This window comes from Kineosporia sp. NBRC 101677, assembly GCF_030269265.1.
In the GTDB taxonomy this organism is placed as follows: Bacteria; Actinomycetota; Actinomycetes; order Actinomycetales; family Kineosporiaceae; genus Kineosporia; species Kineosporia rhizophila.
The window spans coordinates 541,871-560,614 of record NZ_BSTA01000002.1 but is presented as its reverse complement, the minus strand read 5'-3'; the positions used below and the strand labels follow the sequence as shown (position 1 = coordinate 560,614).

Sequence of the window (18,744 nt, the reverse complement as noted above, 5' to 3'; positions counted from 1 at the left end):
GTGGAGCACCTGCTGCGCGAGCTCGCCCCGCAGGTTCTGGCCGCCCTCGTGCGCCGCGGGCATCCGTTCGCGGCGGCCGAGGACGCCCTGCAGGAGGCCCTGCTCGAGGCCTGGACCAGCTGGCCGGAAGCAGGGACGCCCGCAAGCCCGCGGGGGTGGCTGGTCACCGTGGCATCGAGGCGGCTGATCGACAGTACGCGCTCGGAGGTCTCGCGGCGCCGGCGGGAAGAGCAGCTCGAGGCCGTGCCGGGGCCCGGGCCCACCGAGCAGAGCGACGACACTCTGCTGCTGCTGTTCCTGTGCTGCCATTCCTCGCTCAGCCCCTCATCGGCGGTGGCGCTGACCCTGCGGGCGGTGGGCGGCCTGACCACCAGGCAGATCGCCGAGGCCTTCCTGGTGCCGGAAGCCACCATGGCCCAGCGGATCTCACGGGCGAAGAAGATGCTCGAAGGAGCCCGGTTCGGGGCGCGCGGTGATCTCGGGCTGGTGCTTCGCGTGCTCTACCTGATCTTCAACGAGGGCTACACCGGGTCGCTCGACCTGGGCGCCGAGGCGATCCGGCTCACCCGCCGGCTGGTGGCCGAAACCCGTTCAGCACCAGAGCCGCTGGGCCTGCTGGCCCTGATGCTGCTGCACGACGCCCGGCGCCCGGCCCGGTTCGCTGCCGACGGCAGCCTGGTACCGCTCGACCGGCAGGACCGCTCACTGTGGAACACCGCCCGGATCGAGGAGGGCGTGAGACTGCTGCAGGCCGCCCTGGCCCAGGACCAGCTGGGTGAGTACCAGGCACAGGCGGCCGTCGCGGCGCTGCACGACGATGCGGCCACCGCCGCCGAGACCGACTGGCCGCAGATCCTGTCCTGGTACGACGAACTGCTGGCGATCCACGACACACCCGCCGCCGCGCTCAGCCGGGCGGTGGCCGTCGGCGAGGCGGACGGACCGCAGGCCGGGCTGCGGGCGCTCGAGGCCGTGCGGCCGCGACTGCCCGCCGGGCATCACCGGTTTCATGCCGTGCGCGGGCATTTGCTGGAACGCTCCGGTGATACGACGGGCGCGGCCGCGGCCTATGCCCAGGCGGCCCGGCTGGCCACCAACACGGCCGAACGCGACCACCTGAGCAGGCAGGCCGGGCGAATGCGGGCGTGAGAGTGTAGGAGCCGTGAGCACCCCCTCGGCACCCCGGCGACGTGGGCGCCCCGGCAACGACCAGGCCACCGTTCTGCGCACTGCGGTAGAGCTGTTCAACCGCCGGGGCTACGACGCGACCAGCATGGGCGACCTGGCCAAGGAGCTGGGGCTGACCAAGGCCGCGATCTACCACCACGTGGAAAGCAAGGAACAGCTGCTGATCGCGGCCCTCGACGATGCGCTGGACGAGCTGACCGCGGTGGTCGAGGAGGCCACGCGGCCGGGGGCCGAGGGCACCGCCTACGCACGACTGCGGGCGGTGGTCCGGCGCAGCGTGGAGGTGCTGATGGCGCATCAGCCGAGTGTCACGCTGCTGCTCCGGGTGCGGGGCAACAGCGAGGTCGAGGTGGCTGCGCTGCAGCGCCGGCGGCGGCTGGACGAGCAGCTGGCGGAACTGGTGTCGGAGGCCGTGCGGGAGGGTTCGCTGCGGGCCGACCTGCCGCCCTCCCTGGTCAGCCGGCTGCTCTTCGGCATGGTGAACTCACTGGTCGAGTGGTACCAGCCGACCGGCTCCTACGATCCGGCGACGGTGGCCGACGCCCTGACCACGCTGGCCTTCGACGGGCTGGCCGCAGGAGGCAAGGCCTAGGTCCTGGAGCCCTCAGCCGATCGGCCGGCCCAGCGAACGGCTGCGGCCCCGGAACTCGGCGATCACGGCCTGGTCGGACTCCCGCACCACGCTCACGTCGTACAGCCCGGACCGGCCCCGCCGGGCCCGCTCTTCGGCATGCGCCGCCAACCGGTCGCCCAGCCGGGCGGATTCGAGCAGGGTGATGTCGAACCCGGCCGCCACGGTCACCTCGCCGTAGCTGTTGCACGCGACCGCGAACGCCGTGTCGGCCACCGCCGCCACCAGCCCGCCGTGGCAGAGCTGGAAGCCGTTGGTCATGTCGGCCCGCACCGGCATCGACACGATCGCCCGGCCCGGGGCGACGTGCTCCAGTCTCATCCCCAGGGCCGCACTGGCCAGATCGCCGCCCAGCATGATCCGGGCACTGCGCTCGGCGATCTCCTGGGCCTCGGTGGTCGCGGGCATCAGGCGTCGTAGTCCACGGTCACGGTGTTCGACACCGGGAAGGACTGGCAGGTGAGAACGAAGCCGGCTGCCACCTCGGCCGGTTCGAGAGCGTAGTTGCGTCGCATGTCCACTTCTCCTTCCCGCACCGCCGCGCGGCACGTTCCGCACACTCCCCCCTTGCAGGCGAAGGGAAGATCGGCCCGGATGCCCTGAGCCCCGTCCAGAATGGTCTTTTCCCGGGATGTCTCGCCCGTGGTCCGCACGCCGTCCAGCACCGTGGTGAGTGAGGTGGTGGCGCCCAGCGGCCTCTCCGGATCCCGGCGCGGTTGCGGTGGCGGCTCGTCCACGTGAAAGAGCTCCACGTGGATGCGCTCGTCCGGCACCCCCAGTTCGGTCAGCACCCGCCGGCACTCCAGCACGAGCGGCAGGGGGCCGCACAGCCAGACCTGGTCGAACACCTCGAACGGCACCAGTTCGGTGAGTAGCCGGCGCACTCGCTCACCGTCGAGCCGGCCGGAGAACAGCTCGACGTCTCGCGGCTCCCGGCTGAGCACGTGGGCAACCTGGAGGCGGGGCCCGAAGGCATTCTTCAGGTCGCCCAGCTCCTCGGCGAACATCACGGTGCGACTGGTGCGATTGCCGTAGAGCAGCGAGACCTGCGCCCGCGGATGCCGCAGTACGCTCGAGGCCACCGAAAGCATCGGCGTGATACCGGATCCCGCCGCAATACACAGATGCCGCTCACCGGCCTCCGGATCAGCCCGCCAGGAGCCCGACGGGGTGGACACCTCGATCTCGTCGCCCGGCCGCACCTCGCGCACGAGCCACGACGAGAACAGCCCGTCGGGGATCTCCCGCACCCCGATCCTGGGCAGCTCACCCACCGCGGCGCAGATCGAGTACGAACGGCGGTGCTCCACCCCGTCGATCAGGCGCCGGAGAGTCAGGGACTGCCCGGCCCCGAAGGCGTAGGCCGGCCCGAGGTCGGGCGGCACGTCGAAGGTGACGGCCGTGGCGTCGTCACAGACCCGGTCCACCCGCAGCACCCGCAGGCGGTGGAAGGCGATCCGGCTCCGGGCGGGGGCGAGCAGCGTCATCAGATCTCCTTCACGTGCTCGAAGGGCTCGAGGCACTCGTTGCAGCGGTACTGCGCCTTGCACGCCGTTGCCCCGAACTCCGAGACCAGGCTGGTGCGGGAAGAGCCGCAGCGTGGGCACACCAGGTTCCGCCGCACCGGACCGAGCTGGATACCGACGGGCCGCCGCACCGATCCCGGCGCCGAGAGCCCGTGCTGAGCAAGAGCTTTCCGGCCTGCCTCGCTGATCCAGTCACTCGTCCAGGGAGGATCCAGCACCACCCGCACGTCGACCCGATCGAAACCCGCGGCGCCCAGTCGGTGCACGAGGTCGTCGCGCATCGTCGCCAGAGCCGGGCACCCCAGATAGGTGGGGGTGATCGATGCGGTGACCACCCCGTTGTCGATCTCGACGTCCCGCAGCACCCCGAGATCGGCCAGCGTGAGCATCGGCATCTCGGGGTCGGTGACCTGCCCGGCCACCCGCTGGGCCGTGGCCAGGTCGGCGCTCACCAGCGCCCCATCGGGTGCGCTCGGGCCACCACCTGCATCTCGGCCAGCATCCGGCTCAGGGCCTCGGTGTGCAGCCCGTCGCGCCCACCGGCCCAGACCACTCCCCCAGCAGGTCGCTCCACCCCGGCAGCCGCGAAAACCTCGTCCAGCACCGTGTTCACGGCCTGCGCGAACGAGGCCGGATCAACGCCGACCCCGGCCGCGGCCAGCGAAGCCTCCAGCGGATGGGACGACACCAGCTCACCCTGGAAAGGCCACAGTTCACTCAGAGCGGCGAGCAGTCGGCGCCGTGACTCGGCCGTGCCCCGGCCCAGCGTCACGAACCAGCGACCGGCCCAGTCTCGCTGATAGGAAACTTCTTTGACCCCGCGGGCAGCCACGGCCGCGAGCACCTGGTCGCGACTCACCCGCAACCGTGCGAGCAATTCGTAGCGGGCCACCGAGAACAACAACAGACGGACGATCACATGGGCGAAGTCTCCGTTCGGCACCTCGGCGAGGCGTACGTTGCGAAACGCCTCGGCCTCTCGGAAGAACGCCAGGGCGTCTTCGGGCGGGACCGGGGAGCCGGCCGGCAGCGCCGGCACCACCGAGGGCGAGGCCGCCGCCGCCCGGGCCAGCAACAGCCGGGCCTGACCGAGCAGGTCGAGCGCGAGGTTGGCCAGGGCCACGTCGTCTTCCAGCTCCGGCGCCCGACTGCACCATTCGGCCAGACGCTGCGACATGACCAGCGCATCGTCACCCAGAGCCAGGCAGTAGCGCGCCAGTTCGGCCGGATCGACGCCGGGCGGGACCGACGTGTCGACCCCGGCCAGCGGGTCCTCGAAGTCGGTGCCGAACGCCCACTGCGAGGAGTCCCCGCCGAGCAGGCCCTCGTAGACGCTGTCCTCGTGCATCACACCTCACAGATGGGGTACGTCGCCGGGGATCGAGTAGAAGGTGGGGTGCCGGTAGACCTTGTCGCCGCTCGGGCCGAACAGCGGGTCCTTCTCGTCCGGGCTGGAGGCGGTGATCGCCTCGGCCCGCACCACCCAGATGCTCACGCCCTCGTTGCGCCGGGTGTACACGTCGCGGGCGTTCCGCAGCGCGCTCGGGTCGTCGGCGGCGTGCAACGAGCCCACGTGCACATGGTTGAGCCCACGCTTGCCCCGCACGAAGACCTCGTACAGCGGCCACTCCCGGCGCTCAGTCACGGTCGGCCTCCGCGAAGGCCAGGGCCGCTTCCCGCACCCAGGCGCCGTCTTCGTGGGCCTTGCGCCGGTGCGCCAGACGCTGGGCGTTGCAGGGGCCTTCGCCCCGGATCACCGCCGCCAGCTCGGCCCAGTCGGGCGACCCGAAGTCGTGGTGCCCGCGCTCGGCGTTCCAGGCCAGCTCCGGATCGGGCAGCGTGACCCCCAGCGCCTCGGCCTGCGGCACGGTCATGTCGACGAACTTCTGCCGCAGCTCGTCGTTCGAGTTGCGCTTGATCCCCCAGGCCAGCGAGCGCTCGCTGTTCGGCGAGTCGGTGTCGGGCGGGCCGAACATCATCAGGCTGGGCCACCAGAACCGGTTCACCGACTCCTGCACCATCTCCCGCTGCTGCGCGGTGCCCCGCATCATCGTCATCAGCAGCTCGTAGCCCTGCCGCTGGTGGAACGACTCCTCCTTGCAGATCCGGATCATCGCCCGCCCGTACGGCCCGTACGAGGTGCGGCACAGCGGCACCTGGTTGCAGATCGCGGCGCCGTCGACCAGCCAGCCGATGGTGCCCACGTCCGCGTACGACAACGTGGGGTAGTTGAAGATGGAGGAGTACTTCTGCCGCCCCTGGAGCAGGTTCTGCACCAGCTCGTCGCGGGAGACCCCGAGGGTCTCGCAGGCAGCGTAGAGGTAGAGCCCGTGCCCGGCCTCGTCCTGCACCTTGGCCAGCAGGATCGCCTTGCGGCGGAGCGAGGGCGCCCGGCTGATCCAGTTGCCCTCGGGCTGCATCCCGATGATCTCGGAGTGGGCGTGCTGGGCGATCTGCCGGACCAGGGTGCGCCGGTAGGCCTCGGGCATCCAGTCGCGCGGTTCCACCCGCTGCTGCCGGGCGATCACCGCGTCGAAGTGCTCCTGCAGGCCGGGCCCGGCCACCGTCGTCATCACTGCCTCCGAAGCTGCCGATGATTTACTAACCGATCGGTCTGTTATAACGTGACACGAATCGGGCACACAGCGCAATGGGGCAAGGGGTGAGCCGACGTGGGCACGCTGCTGGAGAGCTACGCCGCCGGGCACTGGTTCCGGGCCGACGACGAGGGCGAACCCCTTCTCGACGCCGCCACCGGCGAGGAGGTCGCCCGGATCTCGGCGCGTGGCCTCGACTACTCGGCCATGGTGGGCTGGGCGCGTGAAGTGGGTGGTCCGGCCGTCCGTGCCCTCACCTTCCATCAGCGCGCCAAGCTGCTGAAGACGCTGGCCCTGCATCTCGCCGACCACAAGCCGGAGCTGTACGACCTGAGCACCTGCACCGGCGCCACGGTCAAGGACACCTGGGTGGACGTCGACGGCGGCATCGGCACCCTGTTCAGCTACGCGAGTAAGGGTGTACGGGAGCTGCCCAACGACACGATCGCCTTTGACGGGGGTCTGGAACCGCTGGGCAAGGCCGGCACTTTCGTGGGCCAGCACGTCTACACCTCGCGCCCGGGCGTCAACGTCCAGATCAACGCCTTCAACTTCCCGGTCTGGGGCATGCTCGAGAAGCTGGCCCCGGCGTTCCTGGCCGGGCTGCCCACGATCGTGAAACCGGCCAGCCAGACGGCCTATCTCACCGAGCGCACGGTCCGCCTGATCATCACCTCCGGCATCCTCCCGCCGGGCGCGCTGCAGCTGGTGTCGGGCAGCGCCGGCTCGCTGCTCGACGAGCTGGGCGTGCACGACTCGGTCGCCTTCACCGGATCCGCCCACACCGCAGGCGTTCTCCGGCGCCACCCCAACGTGCTGGACAACGGCGTCCGGCTCGGGGTGGAGGCCGACTCGCTGAACTGCTCGGTGCTCGGGCCGGACGTGCGGGCCGAAGACCCGGAGTTCGACCTGTTCGTCAAGGGCGTCGTCACCGAGATGACGGTGAAGGCCGGGCAGAAGTGCACGGCCATCCGCCGGGTGATCGTGCCCGCGCCGATGGCCGGGCCGGTGAGCGAGGCGATCGCGGCCCGGCTGGAGCGGATCACCGTGGGCGACCCGCGCGATCCCGAGGTCCGGATGGGCGCCCTGGCCAGCCTGGGGCAGCGTGAAGAGGTGCGCAAGGCGGTCGAGGCGCTGCGATCCGAGGCCGAGCTGGTCTTCGGCGATCCGTCGCGGCCGGTCGCCGATCGCGGCGCCTTCCTCGGCCCCCTGCTGCTGCGGGCCCGCCCAGGGGCACGGCAACCGCACGACGTGGAGCCGTTCGGTCCGGTGAGCACGGTGCTGACCTACGAAACAATGGACGAGGCGGTCACCTTGGCCGCTCAGGGCAAGGGAAGTCTGGTCGGGTCGGTAGTCACACACGATCCCCAGGTGGCCCGGCACCTGGTGCTGGGGCTGGCCCCCTGGCACGGCCGCATCCTGGTCCTCGACCGGGACGACGCGAAAGAGTCCACCGGGCACGGCTCTCCGCTGCCCACCCTGGTGCACGGCGGGCCGGGGCGGGCCGGGGGCGGTGAGGAGCTCGGCGGCGTTCGCGGTGTGTTCGCCCATCTCCAGCGCACCGCCGTTCAGGCCTCGCCCGACCTGCTCACCGCCATCACCGGGCGCTGGACCACCGGGGCCGCGCGGAACCACCCGCCGCAGCACGCCTTCCGGTCGTCGCTGGCCGAGCTCCGCATCGGCGACACGATCAGCGCCGGCCCGCGCACCGTCTCGCTCTACGACATCGAGCACTTCGCCGAGTTCACCGGAGACCGGTTCTACGCCCACACCGATGCGGCCGCGGCTGCGAAGAACCCGCTCTTCGGCGGCATCGTGGCGCACGGCTATCTGGTGGTCTCGCTGGCGGCCGGGCTGTTCGTCGATCCGGCGCCGGGCCCCGTGCTGGCCAACTTCGGGGTGGACGGCCTGCGCTTCCTCACCCCGGTCAAGGTCGGCGACGCCATCTCGGTCGAGCTCACGGTCAAGCAGATCACCCCCCGCAACAGCGCCGACTACGGTGAAGTGCGCTGGGACGCGTTGGTCTCCAACCAGAACGGGGAAGCGGTGGCGACTTACGACGTACTCACCCTCGTCGCCAAAGAGCGGGAGGAATGATGGTTCTCGTCGAGCGCGAAGGGGCGGTCAGCGTCCTCTGTCTGAATCGCCCGAAGCGCCGCAACGCGCTCGACGCCGAGAGCAAGAAGGCTCTACGGCGGGCAGTGGAAGAGGCCGCGGCCGACGACCAGGTGCGGGCGGTGGTCCTGACCGGCGCGGGTGGGGCGTTCTGCGGCGGGCAGGATCTGACCGAGCACGCCGAGGCGCTGCGGGCCGACCCGGGCCACGCCTTCGACACGGTCGAGCAGGACTACGCCCCGGTGATCCAGGCCCTGCTCACCATGCCCAAGCCGGTCATCGCCGCGGTCGAGGGCGCTTGTGCGGGCGCCGGGCTGGCCCTCGCCCTGGCCTGTGACCTGCGCGTGTTCGCTCAGGACGCAGTGCTGACAACGGCTTTCACGGCGATCGGGCTGACCTGCGACTCCGGCCTGTCGCTCACCCTGCCCCGTTCGGTCGGTGAGACCCGGGCCAAGGAACTGCTCCTGCTCGGCGACACCTTCTCCCCCACCGACGCCGTTGCCTGGGGCATTGCCGGCCGCATCGTCCCGGCCGGCCAGGCCCTGCCGCAGGCCCGTGAACTGGCCGGGCGACTCGCAGCCGGCCCGACCCTGGCCTACGCCGAGACCAAGCGCCTGATCAGCACCGCGCCCCTGGCCACGGTGCTGCACAACGAGGCGCTGGCCCAGGCCCGCCTCGGCCTGACCCACGACCACACCGGCGCCGTCGAGGCGTTCCTGGACCGCCGGCGTTTTCAGTTCGAAGGGCACTGAGCGCACGGCCGCTGTCCGAGCCCTCGTGGTGCGGGCGGCCGCTGCGGTGGCGCGAGCCAGCTGCGCGCGACAGGCGAGCAGCGACCGGACCACTGCGCGCCTACCCAAGCCGCAAAGCCGTCAGGGGCGGTCTCCCGAAACCGGGAAACCGCCCCTGACCTGCGGTGGAGCTATAGGGATTTGAACCCTAGACCCCCTCGATGCGAACGAGGTGCGCTACCAGACTGCGCTATAGCCCCAACGAGAAGAAGACTAGCACTGACCGGCCCGATGCTCCGAATCGGTCGGGGGCGGGAGTGCGGCCCGTGCTCGGTTGCCCGTTCGGGCGACACCCGAATGTCTCAACCGACCCCCGGGTGGGACCGATGTTGCCAAAGAGCTGATGATGGCTTGGACAATCCCCTTTAATGGGGCACCGTCGTGGGACGGGGCCAGGGAGGGCCAAGTGTTAGGTCGTAAGCAGGCGGGCGCGTTGCTCTGCCTTGCCCTTGTCGCCGGGATGGCCGCCTGTTCCTCCGGTGACTCCTCCGGCGAGGACGTGTCGCTGCAGGCGGGCCCGGAAGCGCCCGCCACCTCGGAGCCCGCGCCGCAGCCCTCCGCGGAAGTCACGCCGAAGCCCAAGAAGCCCAAGAGCGGACGGGTGCGGCTGTCGTTCGGCGGCGACGTGCACTTCGCCGGTTCGTCGGCGAGCGCACTGGGCGGCGACATCGGCAGCGCCTCCAAGCCGCTGAAGAAGGCCGACCTGGCCATCGTGAACCTGGAGACGGCGATCACCGACGGCGGTGTGCCGGCCCCGAAGGAGTACACCTTCCGGGCGCCCGCCAAGGCTCTCAAGGCGCTGAAGAAGTCGGGCGTGGACGTGGTCACGGTGGCCAACAACCACGGGATGGACTACGGCCAGGAAGGGCTGGCCGACACCCTGGCGGCGGGTGAGAAGGCGGAGCTGCCGATGATCGGCGTCGGCCGCGACGAGGACGAGGCCTTCGCGCCCTACCAGACCACGATCAACGGGGTCCGGATCTCGGTCATCGGCGCCACCGACGTGCTCGACAACTTCGCCATCACCACCTGGACGGCCACCGACTCGCAGCCGGGCCTGGCCTCGGCCAAGGTGCCGGGCCGGCTGGCCGAGGCGGTGCGCAGCGCCGCGGACGAGTCCGACGTGGTGGTCGTCGTGCTGCACTGGGGCGTGGAGATGGAGTCCTGCCCCACCCCGCGCCAGCAGGAACTGGCCGCCGAGCTGACCGAGGCCGGGGCCCAGGTGGTCGTGGGCAGTCACGCGCATGTGCTGGAGCCGCACGTGGAGCAGGGGCGCACCGCGATCCACTACGGCCTGGGCAATTTCGTCTTCTACGCCACCCGGGCCGAGTCGGTGAAGTCCGGCGTCTACGACGTGGTGGTGGACAAGGGCGGGGTGGTCAAGACCAAGTGGCACCCCGCACAGATCCGCGGCGGCCGCCCGGAACTGCTCACCGGATCGGCCGCCGAGGCCGCCAACGCCGAAGAGGACGCGCTGGCCGAAAGCTGCGGGGTCTAGCGCAGGTCTAGCGCAGGTCCGGGGGCACGGTCGGCTGCTCCCGGGCCTCGAAGTCCTCGGCCAGCAGGCTGCGGATCGTTGCCGCGTCGGTGTTGGCCCCGAACAACGGGGTACCCGGCTGCAGGCGCGCCCCCTCGGCCAGTGACCCGGCCTCGACCGGGTCGAAGCCGAGCGCGTCGACGAACGCGGACACCTCGCTCACCGCTGCCGAGTCGTCGCCGGCCAGGGCGATCGCCTTGCGGTCGGCACTGCCCGCCGGCCGCGACCCGCTCTCCAGGTCGTGGTAGCCCATGTGGTTGAAGCCCTTGACCACCCGGGCCCCGGTCAGGAACTGCTGGACGATCTCACTGGAAGAGATGCGCGGATCGTTCAGATCGTCCCGCACTCCATCGGTCTCCCACCAGTAGTTCATCGCGTCGATCACCAGCTTGCCGCGCAGGGCCTCGACCGGGATCTCGCGGTACTTGCCCAGCGGCAGGGCCAGGATCACGATCTCGGCCTGCGCGGCCACCTCGGCCGAGGTGACCGCGCGCGCCCCGGGCGCCAGCACGCTGATGATCAGCGAGATCTTGGCCGGGTCACCGGAGCCGGAGATCAGGACGTCGTAGCCGGCCGCGGTGGCGAGCCGGGCCAGGACGGTGCCGACCTTGCCGGCCCCGAGAATGCCCACGGTGGTCATGGTTCAGCCCTCCACCAGGTCGCGGACCATCGGGACGACCTTGGTGCCGTACAGCTCGACGGTGCGCAGCCGGGCGCTGCTCGGCAGCGTGCCACCCGTGTAGGTCAGGTCGAAACGGCCCACGCCGAGTGCCTTCACGGTGTTGGCGATGCGCCGGGCCACGGTCTCCGGGGAGCCCACGTAGAGCGAGCCGTCCTCGACCTCGGCCTCGAACTGCGCCCGGGTGCGGGGCGGCCAGCCGCGCTCGGCACCGATCGTGTCCATCATCGCCTTGTGCGGCTCGTAGTAGACCTCCAGGGCCTCCTCGTCGGTGTCCGCGATGAACCCGTGCGAGTGCATGCCGACCGGGTACGCGGTGGTGCCGAGCTGGTCGGCCGCGCGCCGGTAGAGGTCGACGTAGGGCGCGAACCGGGCCGGGTCGCCGCCGATGATCGCCAGCATCAGCTTGAGGCCGTGCTGGGCGGTGCGGACCACCGACTGCGGGGAGCCGCCCACGCCGACCCAGGTGTCGAGCCGGCCGGACTCGGTCTTGGGGAACACGTCGGCGTTCTGCAGCGCCGGCCGGGTGGTGCCCTTCCAGGTGACCGGCTTCTCGTCGAGGAGCTTCACGAAGAGGTCGAGCTTCTCCTCGAACAGCACGTCGTAGTCGGCCAGGTCGTAGCCGAACAGCGGGAAGGACTCGGTGAAGGAGCCCCGCCCGAGGATCGCCTGGGCGCGGCCCTGCGACAGCGCGTCGAGGGTGGCGAAACGCTGGAAGACCCGGACCGGGTCGTCGGAGCTGAGCACGGTGACCGCGGTGGCCAGCTTGATCCGCTCGGTGCGGCTGGCGATGCCGGCCAGCACCGTCTCGGGGCTGGAGATCGCGTACTCGGAGCGATGGTGCTCACCCAGCGCGATGACGTCCACGCCGGTCTGGTCGGCCAGCACCGACTCCTCGACGACCTGACGGATTGCGGCGGCCTGGGACACCGGCGCGCCCGAGTCGTCCACCGGCACCTCTCCGAAGGTGTCGAGGCCCAGAACCAGCTCGCTCATGACTTTGTCTCCCGGTGGTTGATAGCTCAACTACATTGTGGACGACACGCTCAACCACACGCCACCCCGGGATATGCCCGCTCCGCCGCACGGGTGACGGAGGGGCCGGAAAACCTGCGTCAGGACAGGGCGGAGAGCCTCTGCTCGACCGCCATGGCGACGTCGGTGGGCGGGTACCCCCGCAGGGCGATGGTGAACACCGTGGTGCTCAGTTCCTGGCGGATCGCCGCCCGGGCGTCCGCGTCACCGTTCGCCAGCACCTCGTCGACGCGGGCGAAGAGCTCGTCGATCTGGGACGTGTCGTAGCCGCGCAGCACGACAGGGAAGAGCTTCTTGGCCATGCGGCGGAGTGTAGCCGGGCGGTCCCGGCCCTCCGGACAATCACATCGGACCGACCCGAAGACGACAGCGCTGATCCACAAGAACCTGAACTGCACCGTCACTGCACTACAAAGTGCCTTCTCGCCCCGAAGGGCAGACCGCTTCATGCGGCTTCCGAGATCCCGAACAGTTGCCCAATGAATCGACCTGTCTGTCGGAAACGCCTTTCCTACAGCAGTTTACGGATCGTCCAGAGCTCCGGACCGGGACGCGCCATCTGGTTTCCCGGACCAGACCTACCAGTATTTGCCAGAGGAAAGGCACTTAGGGTGACGCATCGACTACAGATGGCTTAGGGTTGTGGGGCTGGGCCACAGCCGCTTCGGACCGGGCCGCCGGGGACACCCCGCGACCAGGATGCATACGCAACGCCGAAGGCTCCGAGCGCGATCAATCTCCTGGAGCACACATGTCCACCGGACATGGTTTTCTCCTCAGGCAACCCCCGGCTGCCCGGAACCACACCTTCGTCCCGCAGGCCCGGCACCCCGCTGATCCGGGTGACCCGCAGTTGCGGCACGGTGCCGTGCTGGTGGCCGGGATCGTCCAGACCCCGGGCGGGAAGAGGCTCGACGCCGTACTCGCCGAGACCCTGCTGTCGTCGTACACCAAGCATCTGCGCCGACTGGTGCGGGCCCGGGACCCGATCCGCCGGATCGGCCCCGACCGGGTGGCCCTGGCCTGCCCGGGCGTGGCCGACTGGCACGAGCTGAGCGCGCTGCTGGAGCGACTGCAGCGGTCGGTGGGCCCACCGCTGCCCCGGCCGGACGGTGACGGTCACGTCGCCCTGTCCATCACCGGGATGCTGGCCCAGGACGCGGTCGAACGCCTGCTCGATCTTCCTTGACAGCCCCGTGGACCGGTCCAGGAAGGCACCCGATCACCATGACGGCAGATCCCGAACAGAACCTGCGGGACAGCCTCGAGGGCCTGGCCGGGGTCCTGACCGGGGACGAGCCCCTGGCCGCCACCCTGGCCCGGATCACCGCGTTCGCGGTCTGCGCGATCCCCGGCGCCGACGGGGCCGGGGTGATGCTGCTCGAACGCCACGGGCGCGACACCAGGGTGGCCGGCGACGAGCTCGTGGCGGCGGTCGATGCCGTGCAGTACGGCCTCGGTGAAGGGCCGGGCCTGCTCGCGGTCGAGTCGAGGACCACGCAACGTTCGGGTTCTCTCGGCGGCGAGTCGCGCTGGCCGCGGTTCGGGCCACGGGCCGGCCGGCTCGGGGTGCACAGTGTCCTTTCGCTGCCGCTGCTGATCACCGACCGGGCGGTCGGGGTGCTGAACGTCTACGGCCGCCCGCACGAGGCCTTCGACGACCGGTCGGTCACCGTCGGGGAGAGGTTTGCCCGGCCCGCCGCGGTCACCGCGTCGCACGCCCTGCTGCTGGAAGAGAGCCGGCGCGTGGCCGCGCAACTGCAGGAGGCACTGGTCAGCCGGGCGGTGATCGACCAGGCGATCGGCATCGTGATGAGCCGGACCGGCAAGAACGCCGAAGAAGCCTTCGCCGAGATCCGGGACCGCAGTCAGCGCGACCACGTCAAACTCAGCGAAGTGGCCGCGCGGATCGTGGACCGGGTCCGCGCCCGCTACCAGCGCACGCAGTAGCGAGAAACCGGTTGCGCCCGGCCACGATCCGGCCTGGCTCAGGCCCCGACGTACTCGGCCAGGTGCCGGCCGGTCAGCGTGCTCCGGTCGGCCACCAGCTCGGCCGGGGTGCCCTGGAACACGATGTTCCCGCCGTCGTGACCGGCCCCCGGGCCGAGGTCGATGATCCAGTCGGCGTGCGCCATCACGGCCTGGTGGTGCTCGATCACGATCACCGACTTGCCCGCCTCGACCAGCCGGTCGAGCAGGCCGAGCAACTGCGCCACATCGGCCAGGTGCAGGCCGGTGGTGGGCTCGTCCAGGATGTAGACGCCGCCCTTCTCCCCCATGTGCGTGGCCAGCTTCAGCCGCTGCCGCTCACCGCCGGAGAGGGTGGTGAGCGGCTGCCCCAGGGTCAGGTAGCCCAGGCCGACGTCTTCCATCCGGTCGAGGATCTTGTACGCCGCAGGCAGTTTCGCCTCGCCCGCCTCGAAGAACTTCTCCGCCTCGGCCACCGGCATGGAGAGCACCTCGCTGATGTTCTTGCCGCCGAAGGTGTACTCCAGCACCGCGGCCTGGAATCGCCGGCCCTCGCACTCCTCGCACGGGGTGGAGACCCCGGCCATCATCGCCAGGTCGGTGTAGATCACCCCGGCGCCGTTGCAGACCGGGCAGGCGCCCTCGGAGTTGGCGCTGAACAGAGCCGGTTTCACGCCGTTGGCCTTGGCGAAGGCCTTGCGGATGGGCTCCAGCAGCCCGGTGTAGGTGGCCGGGTTGCTGCGCCGGGAACCCTTGATCGGGGCCTGGTCGATCGCCACCACGTCGTCCAGCGGGGCGACCGAGCCGTGGATCAGCGAGCTCTTGCCCGACCCGGCCACCCCGGTGACCACCACCAGCACACCCAGGGGGATGTCGACGTCCACCTTTTTCAGGTTGTTGGCCTCGGCGCCGCGGATCTGCAGCACCTCGGCGGCCTCGCGGACCTCTGGTTTCAGCGCGGCCCGGTCGTCCAGGTGCTGGCCGGTGAGCGTGCCGCTGGTGCGCAGCCCCTCCAGCGGACCCTGGTAGACCACCTGGCCACCGGCGGTACCGGCGCGGGGGCCGAGGTCGACCACGTGGTCGGCGATCGCGATGGCCTCGGGCTTGTGCTCGACCACCAGCACCGTGTTGCCCTTGTCGCGCAGTTCCAGCAGCAGGTTGTTCATCCGCTGGATGTCGTGCGGGTGCAGGCCGATGGTGGGCTCGTCGAAGACGTAGGTGACGTCGGTGAGGGCCGAGCCGAGGTGCCGGATCATCTTGGTGCGCTGCGACTCCCCGCCCGACAGGGTGCCCGAGGGCCGCTCCAGGCTGAGGTAGCCCAGGCCGATCTCGACGAACGAGTCCAGGGTGTGGCGCAGCTTGCCGAGCAGCGGGGCCACGCTCGGCTCCTTCAGCTCGCCGACCCACACCGCCAGGTCGCTGATCTGCATCCGGGCGGCGTCGGCGATGTTGATGCCCTTGATCTTCACCGACCGGGCGCCCTCGGCCAGCCGCGTGCCGTCGCAGTCCGGGCAGGTGGTGAAGGTGACCGCGCGCTCGACGAAGGCCCGCACGTGCGGCTGCATCGACTCGACGTCCTTGGACAGCATCGACTTCTGGATCTTGGGGATCAGCCCCTCGTAGGTGATGTTGATGCCGTCGACCTTGATCTTGGTCGGCTCCTTGTACAGCAGGTCGTGCAGCTCGCGCTTGTTGTACTTGCGGATCGGCTTGTCCGGGTCGAAGTAGCCGCTGCCGATGAAGATCCGGCCGAACCAGCCCTCCATGCTGTACCCGGGGATCTTGAACGGGTTGTCGTTCAGCGACTGGCTGTCGTCGTACAGCTGGGTCAGGTCGATGTCGTTGACCGAGCCGCGGCCCTCGCAGCGTGGGCACATGCCGCCGACCCGGGAGTACTCGGCCTTGACGGCACGGGTGGCGGCGCCCCGCTCGACGGTGATCGCCCCGCTGCCGGAGACCGAGGCCACGTTGAACGAGAACGCGCCCGGCCCGCCGATGTGCGGTTTGCCCAGCCGGCTGAACAGGATCCGCAGCATGGCGTGGGCGTCGGTGGCGGTGCCCACGGTGGAGCGCGGGTCGGCACCCATCCGCTGCTGGTCGACGATGATCGCGGTGGTCAGGCCCTCCAGCACGTCCACGTCGGGCCGGGCCAGGGAGGGCATGAAGCCCTGCACGAAGCTGCTGTACGTCTCGTTGATCAGCCGCTGCGACTCGGCCGCGATGGTGCCGAAGACCAGTGAGCTCTTGCCCGATCCGGAGACCCCGGTGAACACCGTGAGCCGGCGCTTGGGCAGCTCGACACTGATGTCTTTCAAGTTGTTCTCGCGGGCTCCGTGCACCCGGATGATCTCGTGGGTGTCGGCGACGTGCGGCGGCTGCGCAGTGGCCCTGCTCATCGGGTCTCCATCGGTCGGGCGGACGGACGTCCGTCGCATCGTGTCACGCAGGCGCCACGCATCCGGGCAACCCGCTTCTCGATTACTGACCGATCGGGAGAACCGAAGTCATCGGCTCAGGCGCTGCGGATGCTGCGGGTGCTGTGCGGCGCGGTGGCCTGGACCGCCTGCACCACCCGCATCGCCTTCTCGTCGTGCTCGAGCCGACCCTTGCCCACCCGCCGGGTCCAGATCGCGTTGCTGCGGACCACCCGGGCCGGCACCCCGACGCACACCGACAGCGGCGGGATCACACCGGAAACCACCCCGCGGGCCCCGACCACGCTGCCGGAGCCGACGTCGGCGCCCTTCAGCACGATCGCCTGCTTGCCCAGCCAGACGTGGTCGCCGATCCGGATCGGCTGGTCGGGGTTGACCCGGCCGCCGCCGTCGACGTCGTAGATGGCGTGGGTGTCGGTGGTGCGGATCTCGACCGCGAACGAGAACATGCAGTCCTCACCGATCAGGACGTCGCCGTTCTGCGCCACGATCTGCGTGGTCTCGCAGGTCGTGCTGCGGCCGATCACCACCCGGGCGCCGCCCGAGACGGTGATGTTCCACTTGCCTTTGACGCCCTCGCCGATGTGCACCGAGCAGGGCCCCGCGTCGTCCCGGGCCTTGATCTGACCGGTCACCCCGGCGGACGGCGCGATCCGGATGTCGTGTCCCCTGCCCTGCAGGTCGAAGCGCATGTCCTCCACGAGTTCGGGAGTGTTCCACAGGATTCTTGACCTGACTAGTGAACAATGCTTTTGGACGTCGGTGAGCGGTATTTCGGTGAACGAGCGGGTCCGATCGGCTAAGTTCCGGAACGGTCCGGTGAAGCGGGAGGGCGGGTACGTTGCACGAGGATCAGCTGTCGATCTCCACCCCCACGGTGGCCGAACTGCTGGCCACACAGTTCCCGCAGTGGGCCGGGCTCGCGGTGCGGCCGCTCGAGGCGGTCGGCACGGTCAACGCGGTGTTCCGGATCGGCGCGGAGCTCACCGCCCGGTTCCCGCTGCGCCCAGGGGATCCGGCCGCGATCGAGGCCGAGTTCGCCGCCGAGGCCGAGGCCGCGCGGAAACTCGACGCCTACACCCGCTTCCAGGCACCCCAGCAGCTGGCGATCGGCGCCCCCGGCCCCGGTTGTCCGATGCCCTGGGTGGTCCAGACCTGGCTGCCCGGGACCACCGCCACCGAGGTCGATCCGGCCGGCTCAACCGCCTTCGCCCGCGATCTGGTCGAGCTGATCGGCCGGATCCGCACGATCCCGACCGAGGGCCGGCCGTTCTCCGGCTCCGGGCGGGGTGGCGACCTGAAACAGCACGACGACTGGATGGAGACCTGTCTCCAGCAGAGCGAGAGCTTGCAGGTGCTCGACGTGGCCCCCCTGCGGGCACTCTGGCAGCGCTTTCGCGAACTGCCCCGCACCGCCCCGGACGTGACCAACCACAAGGACCTGATCCCCGGAAATCTGCTCGTGCACCGGGACGCCGGGCAGATCCGCCTGGCCGGGGTGCTCGACTCCGGCGGGCTCGGCCCGGCCGATCCGGCCCTCGACCTGGTGGCCGCCTGGCACCTGCTCGACGGCCCGGCCCGGGCGGTGCTGCGGGCCGGGCTACGCTGCGACGACCTGGACTGGGAACGCGGCCGGGCCTGGGCGTTCGAGCAGGCCATGGGTCTGGTCTGGTACTACCGGGAGACGAACCCGACGATGAGCCGGATGGGCCGCCGGACCTTGCACCGCCTGACTCACGAAAAGGTCTGACTTTTGAGTGGCGCGGGTTGTGACGTGCTGTCACAGGGCAAGCCTGGGGTGCAGGCGTACGGCTACGGTGAGTTCTTCCGGCCCGGTTCAATGGTCCGACTTAGCGCGGCTTTCGCCGCCTGACCAGGCCGGACGTACCGTCGCTGCGTGGTAGCTTTCGAGCCGTTTAGCTCCAGAACATCCGCCCGGTCGCGTCTTTCGCTGCCCCCGCCGAAAGGACCAGTGCGTTCATGACCGCCACGCGAGGCATCATCGCGTCCCTGGTCGCCGTGACCCTGATCGCGGCCGGGGCGTTCTTCTGGGTGCAGACCCGGTCCACCTGCCCCGACCCGTACGGCGCGGGCCAGGACTACCAGGTGGACGACGAGGTCAAGTTCGCCGGCCAGGCCTGGCGGGCCGAGGTCGCCGGGACCAGCGAGGTGCCCGGGCCCAACGCCACCGAGTGGACCGCCCTCGGCGCCTGCTGACCGCAGCCGCCGAGGACAGTCCCGC

20 protein-coding genes and 1 tRNA gene are annotated in these 18,744 nt (G+C 70.4%); 9 read left to right on the top strand and 12 right to left on the bottom strand.

The genetic code is table 11. From position 1 onward, the window contains the following. Together QSK18_RS07990 and QSK18_RS07985 are read left to right on the top strand one after the other, a co-directional pair. Entirely contained in the window at positions 1–1,149 is a 1,149-nt protein-coding gene (locus tag QSK18_RS07990; protein WP_285617541.1) for an RNA polymerase sigma factor, read from the top strand. A gap of 13 nt (positions 1,150–1,162) precedes the next feature. After that, positions 1,163–1,780: a TetR/AcrR family transcriptional regulator gene (locus QSK18_RS07985; RefSeq protein WP_232809431.1), complete on the top strand. Its 618-nt coding sequence runs from the start codon at positions 1,163–1,165 to the stop codon at positions 1,778–1,780. A gap of 12 nt (positions 1,781–1,792) precedes the next feature. Here QSK18_RS07985 and paaI read toward each other — a convergent pair whose 3' ends face one another. From paaI to paaA, 6 genes are read right to left on the bottom strand one after another with little or no spacing between them, the layout of a single operon-like run. Further along, positions 1,793–2,227 (bottom strand): hydroxyphenylacetyl-CoA thioesterase PaaI, encoded by a 435-nt coding sequence (gene paaI / locus QSK18_RS07980; RefSeq protein WP_232809432.1) that lies wholly within the window; start codon positions 2,225–2,227, stop codon positions 1,793–1,795. Then, positions 2,227–3,306 carry a 1,2-phenylacetyl-CoA epoxidase subunit PaaE gene (gene paaE / locus QSK18_RS07975; protein ID WP_285617540.1) on the bottom strand — a complete coding sequence of 360 codons (1,080 nt, stop codon included), beginning with the start codon at positions 3,304–3,306 and terminating at the stop codon, positions 2,227–2,229. The genes paaI and paaE overlap by 1 nt, the downstream gene beginning before the upstream one ends. Next, positions 3,306–3,797 (bottom strand): 1,2-phenylacetyl-CoA epoxidase subunit PaaD, encoded by a 492-nt coding sequence (paaD, locus tag QSK18_RS07970; protein ID WP_285617539.1) that lies wholly within the window; start codon positions 3,795–3,797, stop codon positions 3,306–3,308. Before paaD ends, paaE begins: the two co-directional genes overlap by 1 nt. Continuing rightward, positions 3,794–4,696 carry a 1,2-phenylacetyl-CoA epoxidase subunit PaaC gene (paaC, locus tag QSK18_RS07965; protein WP_352396476.1) on the bottom strand — a complete coding sequence of 301 codons (903 nt, stop codon included), beginning with the start codon at positions 4,694–4,696 and terminating at the stop codon, positions 3,794–3,796. Before paaC ends, paaD begins: the two co-directional genes overlap by 4 nt. A 3-nt stretch (positions 4,697–4,699) precedes the next feature. After that, positions 4,700–4,990 carry a 1,2-phenylacetyl-CoA epoxidase subunit PaaB gene (paaB, locus tag QSK18_RS07960; RefSeq protein WP_232809436.1) on the bottom strand — a complete coding sequence of 97 codons (291 nt, stop codon included), beginning with the start codon at positions 4,988–4,990 and terminating at the stop codon, positions 4,700–4,702. Continuing rightward, positions 4,983–5,918 carry a 1,2-phenylacetyl-CoA epoxidase subunit PaaA gene (gene paaA, locus QSK18_RS07955; protein WP_232809437.1) on the bottom strand — a complete coding sequence of 312 codons (936 nt, stop codon included), beginning with the start codon at positions 5,916–5,918 and terminating at the stop codon, positions 4,983–4,985. The genes paaB and paaA overlap by 8 nt, the downstream gene beginning before the upstream one ends. A gap of 99 nt (positions 5,919–6,017) precedes the next feature. Here paaA and paaZ point away from each other — a divergent pair, with 99 nt between their 5' ends. Together paaZ and QSK18_RS07945 are read left to right on the top strand one after the other, a co-directional pair. Continuing rightward, positions 6,018–8,039, top strand: coding sequence for a phenylacetic acid degradation bifunctional protein PaaZ (gene paaZ, locus QSK18_RS07950; protein WP_285617537.1), 2,022 nt, complete (start codon positions 6,018–6,020; stop codon positions 8,037–8,039). Continuing rightward, positions 8,036–8,809 carry an enoyl-CoA hydratase/isomerase family protein gene (locus QSK18_RS07945; protein ID WP_285617536.1) on the top strand — a complete coding sequence of 258 codons (774 nt, stop codon included), beginning with the start codon at positions 8,036–8,038 and terminating at the stop codon, positions 8,807–8,809. The genes paaZ and QSK18_RS07945 overlap by 4 nt, the downstream gene beginning before the upstream one ends. Before the next feature lie 165 nt (positions 8,810–8,974). On the opposite strand, the gene QSK18_RS07940 is transcribed toward QSK18_RS07945, so the two are convergent. Beyond that, a tRNA-Ala gene (locus QSK18_RS07940) sits at positions 8,975–9,048 on the bottom strand. Between the two features lie 206 nt (positions 9,049–9,254). Here QSK18_RS07940 and QSK18_RS07935 point away from each other — a divergent pair. Next, the gene (locus tag QSK18_RS07935) at positions 9,255–10,346 is read left to right on the top strand and encodes a CapA family protein (RefSeq protein ID WP_285617535.1); all 1,092 of its coding nucleotides are present in this window, start codon (positions 9,255–9,257) and stop codon (positions 10,344–10,346) included. Between the two features lie 7 nt (positions 10,347–10,353). Here QSK18_RS07935 and QSK18_RS07930 read toward each other — a convergent pair whose 3' ends face one another. The 3 genes from QSK18_RS07930 to QSK18_RS07920 form a co-directional block, all read right to left on the bottom strand. After that, positions 10,354–11,025: an NADPH-dependent F420 reductase gene (locus tag QSK18_RS07930; RefSeq protein ID WP_232809441.1), complete on the bottom strand. Its 672-nt coding sequence runs from the start codon at positions 11,023–11,025 to the stop codon at positions 10,354–10,356. 3 nt (positions 11,026–11,028) lie between these two features. Further along, positions 11,029–12,060, bottom strand: coding sequence for an LLM class flavin-dependent oxidoreductase (locus tag QSK18_RS07925; protein WP_285617534.1), 1,032 nt, complete (start codon positions 12,058–12,060; stop codon positions 11,029–11,031). A 119-nt stretch (positions 12,061–12,179) separates the two neighbouring features. Continuing rightward, positions 12,180–12,401 carry a hypothetical protein gene (locus QSK18_RS07920; protein ID WP_232809443.1) on the bottom strand — a complete coding sequence of 74 codons (222 nt, stop codon included), beginning with the start codon at positions 12,399–12,401 and terminating at the stop codon, positions 12,180–12,182. 449 nt (positions 12,402–12,850) lie between these two features. Between QSK18_RS07920 and QSK18_RS07915 the strand changes: the two genes are divergently transcribed. Continuing rightward, positions 12,851–13,288: a nucleotidyl cyclase domain-containing protein gene (locus tag QSK18_RS07915; protein WP_285617533.1), complete on the top strand. Its 438-nt coding sequence runs from the start codon at positions 12,851–12,853 to the stop codon at positions 13,286–13,288. Between the two features lie 38 nt (positions 13,289–13,326). Next, positions 13,327–14,049, top strand: a complete 723-nt coding sequence (locus tag QSK18_RS07910; RefSeq protein ID WP_285617532.1) for a GAF and ANTAR domain-containing protein — start codon at positions 13,327–13,329, stop codon at positions 14,047–14,049. A 38-nt stretch (positions 14,050–14,087) separates the two neighbouring features. On the opposite strand, the gene QSK18_RS07905 is transcribed toward QSK18_RS07910, so the two are convergent. Together QSK18_RS07905 and QSK18_RS07900 are read right to left on the bottom strand one after the other, a co-directional pair. Beyond that, a complete protein-coding gene (locus QSK18_RS07905; protein ID WP_285617531.1) occupies positions 14,088–16,463 on the bottom strand; it encodes an ATP-binding cassette domain-containing protein in 2,376 nt (791 codons plus the stop codon). 116 nt (positions 16,464–16,579) lie between these two features. Further along, on the bottom strand, positions 16,580–17,203 hold the full coding sequence (locus QSK18_RS07900; RefSeq protein ID WP_232809447.1) for an acyltransferase: 624 nt from the start codon (positions 17,201–17,203) through the stop codon (positions 16,580–16,582). A gap of 140 nt (positions 17,204–17,343) precedes the next feature. On the opposite strand from QSK18_RS07900, the gene QSK18_RS07895 reads away from it, so the two are divergent. Further along, complete coding sequence (locus QSK18_RS07895; protein ID WP_285617530.1) at positions 17,344–18,252, top strand: phosphotransferase; 909 nt, start codon at positions 17,344–17,346, stop codon at positions 18,250–18,252. Between the two features lie 230 nt (positions 18,253–18,482). Beyond that, positions 18,483–18,719 (top strand): hypothetical protein, encoded by a 237-nt coding sequence (locus QSK18_RS07890; RefSeq protein WP_232809449.1) that lies wholly within the window; start codon positions 18,483–18,485, stop codon positions 18,717–18,719. The last annotated feature ends 25 nt before the right edge of the window (positions 18,720–18,744 follow it).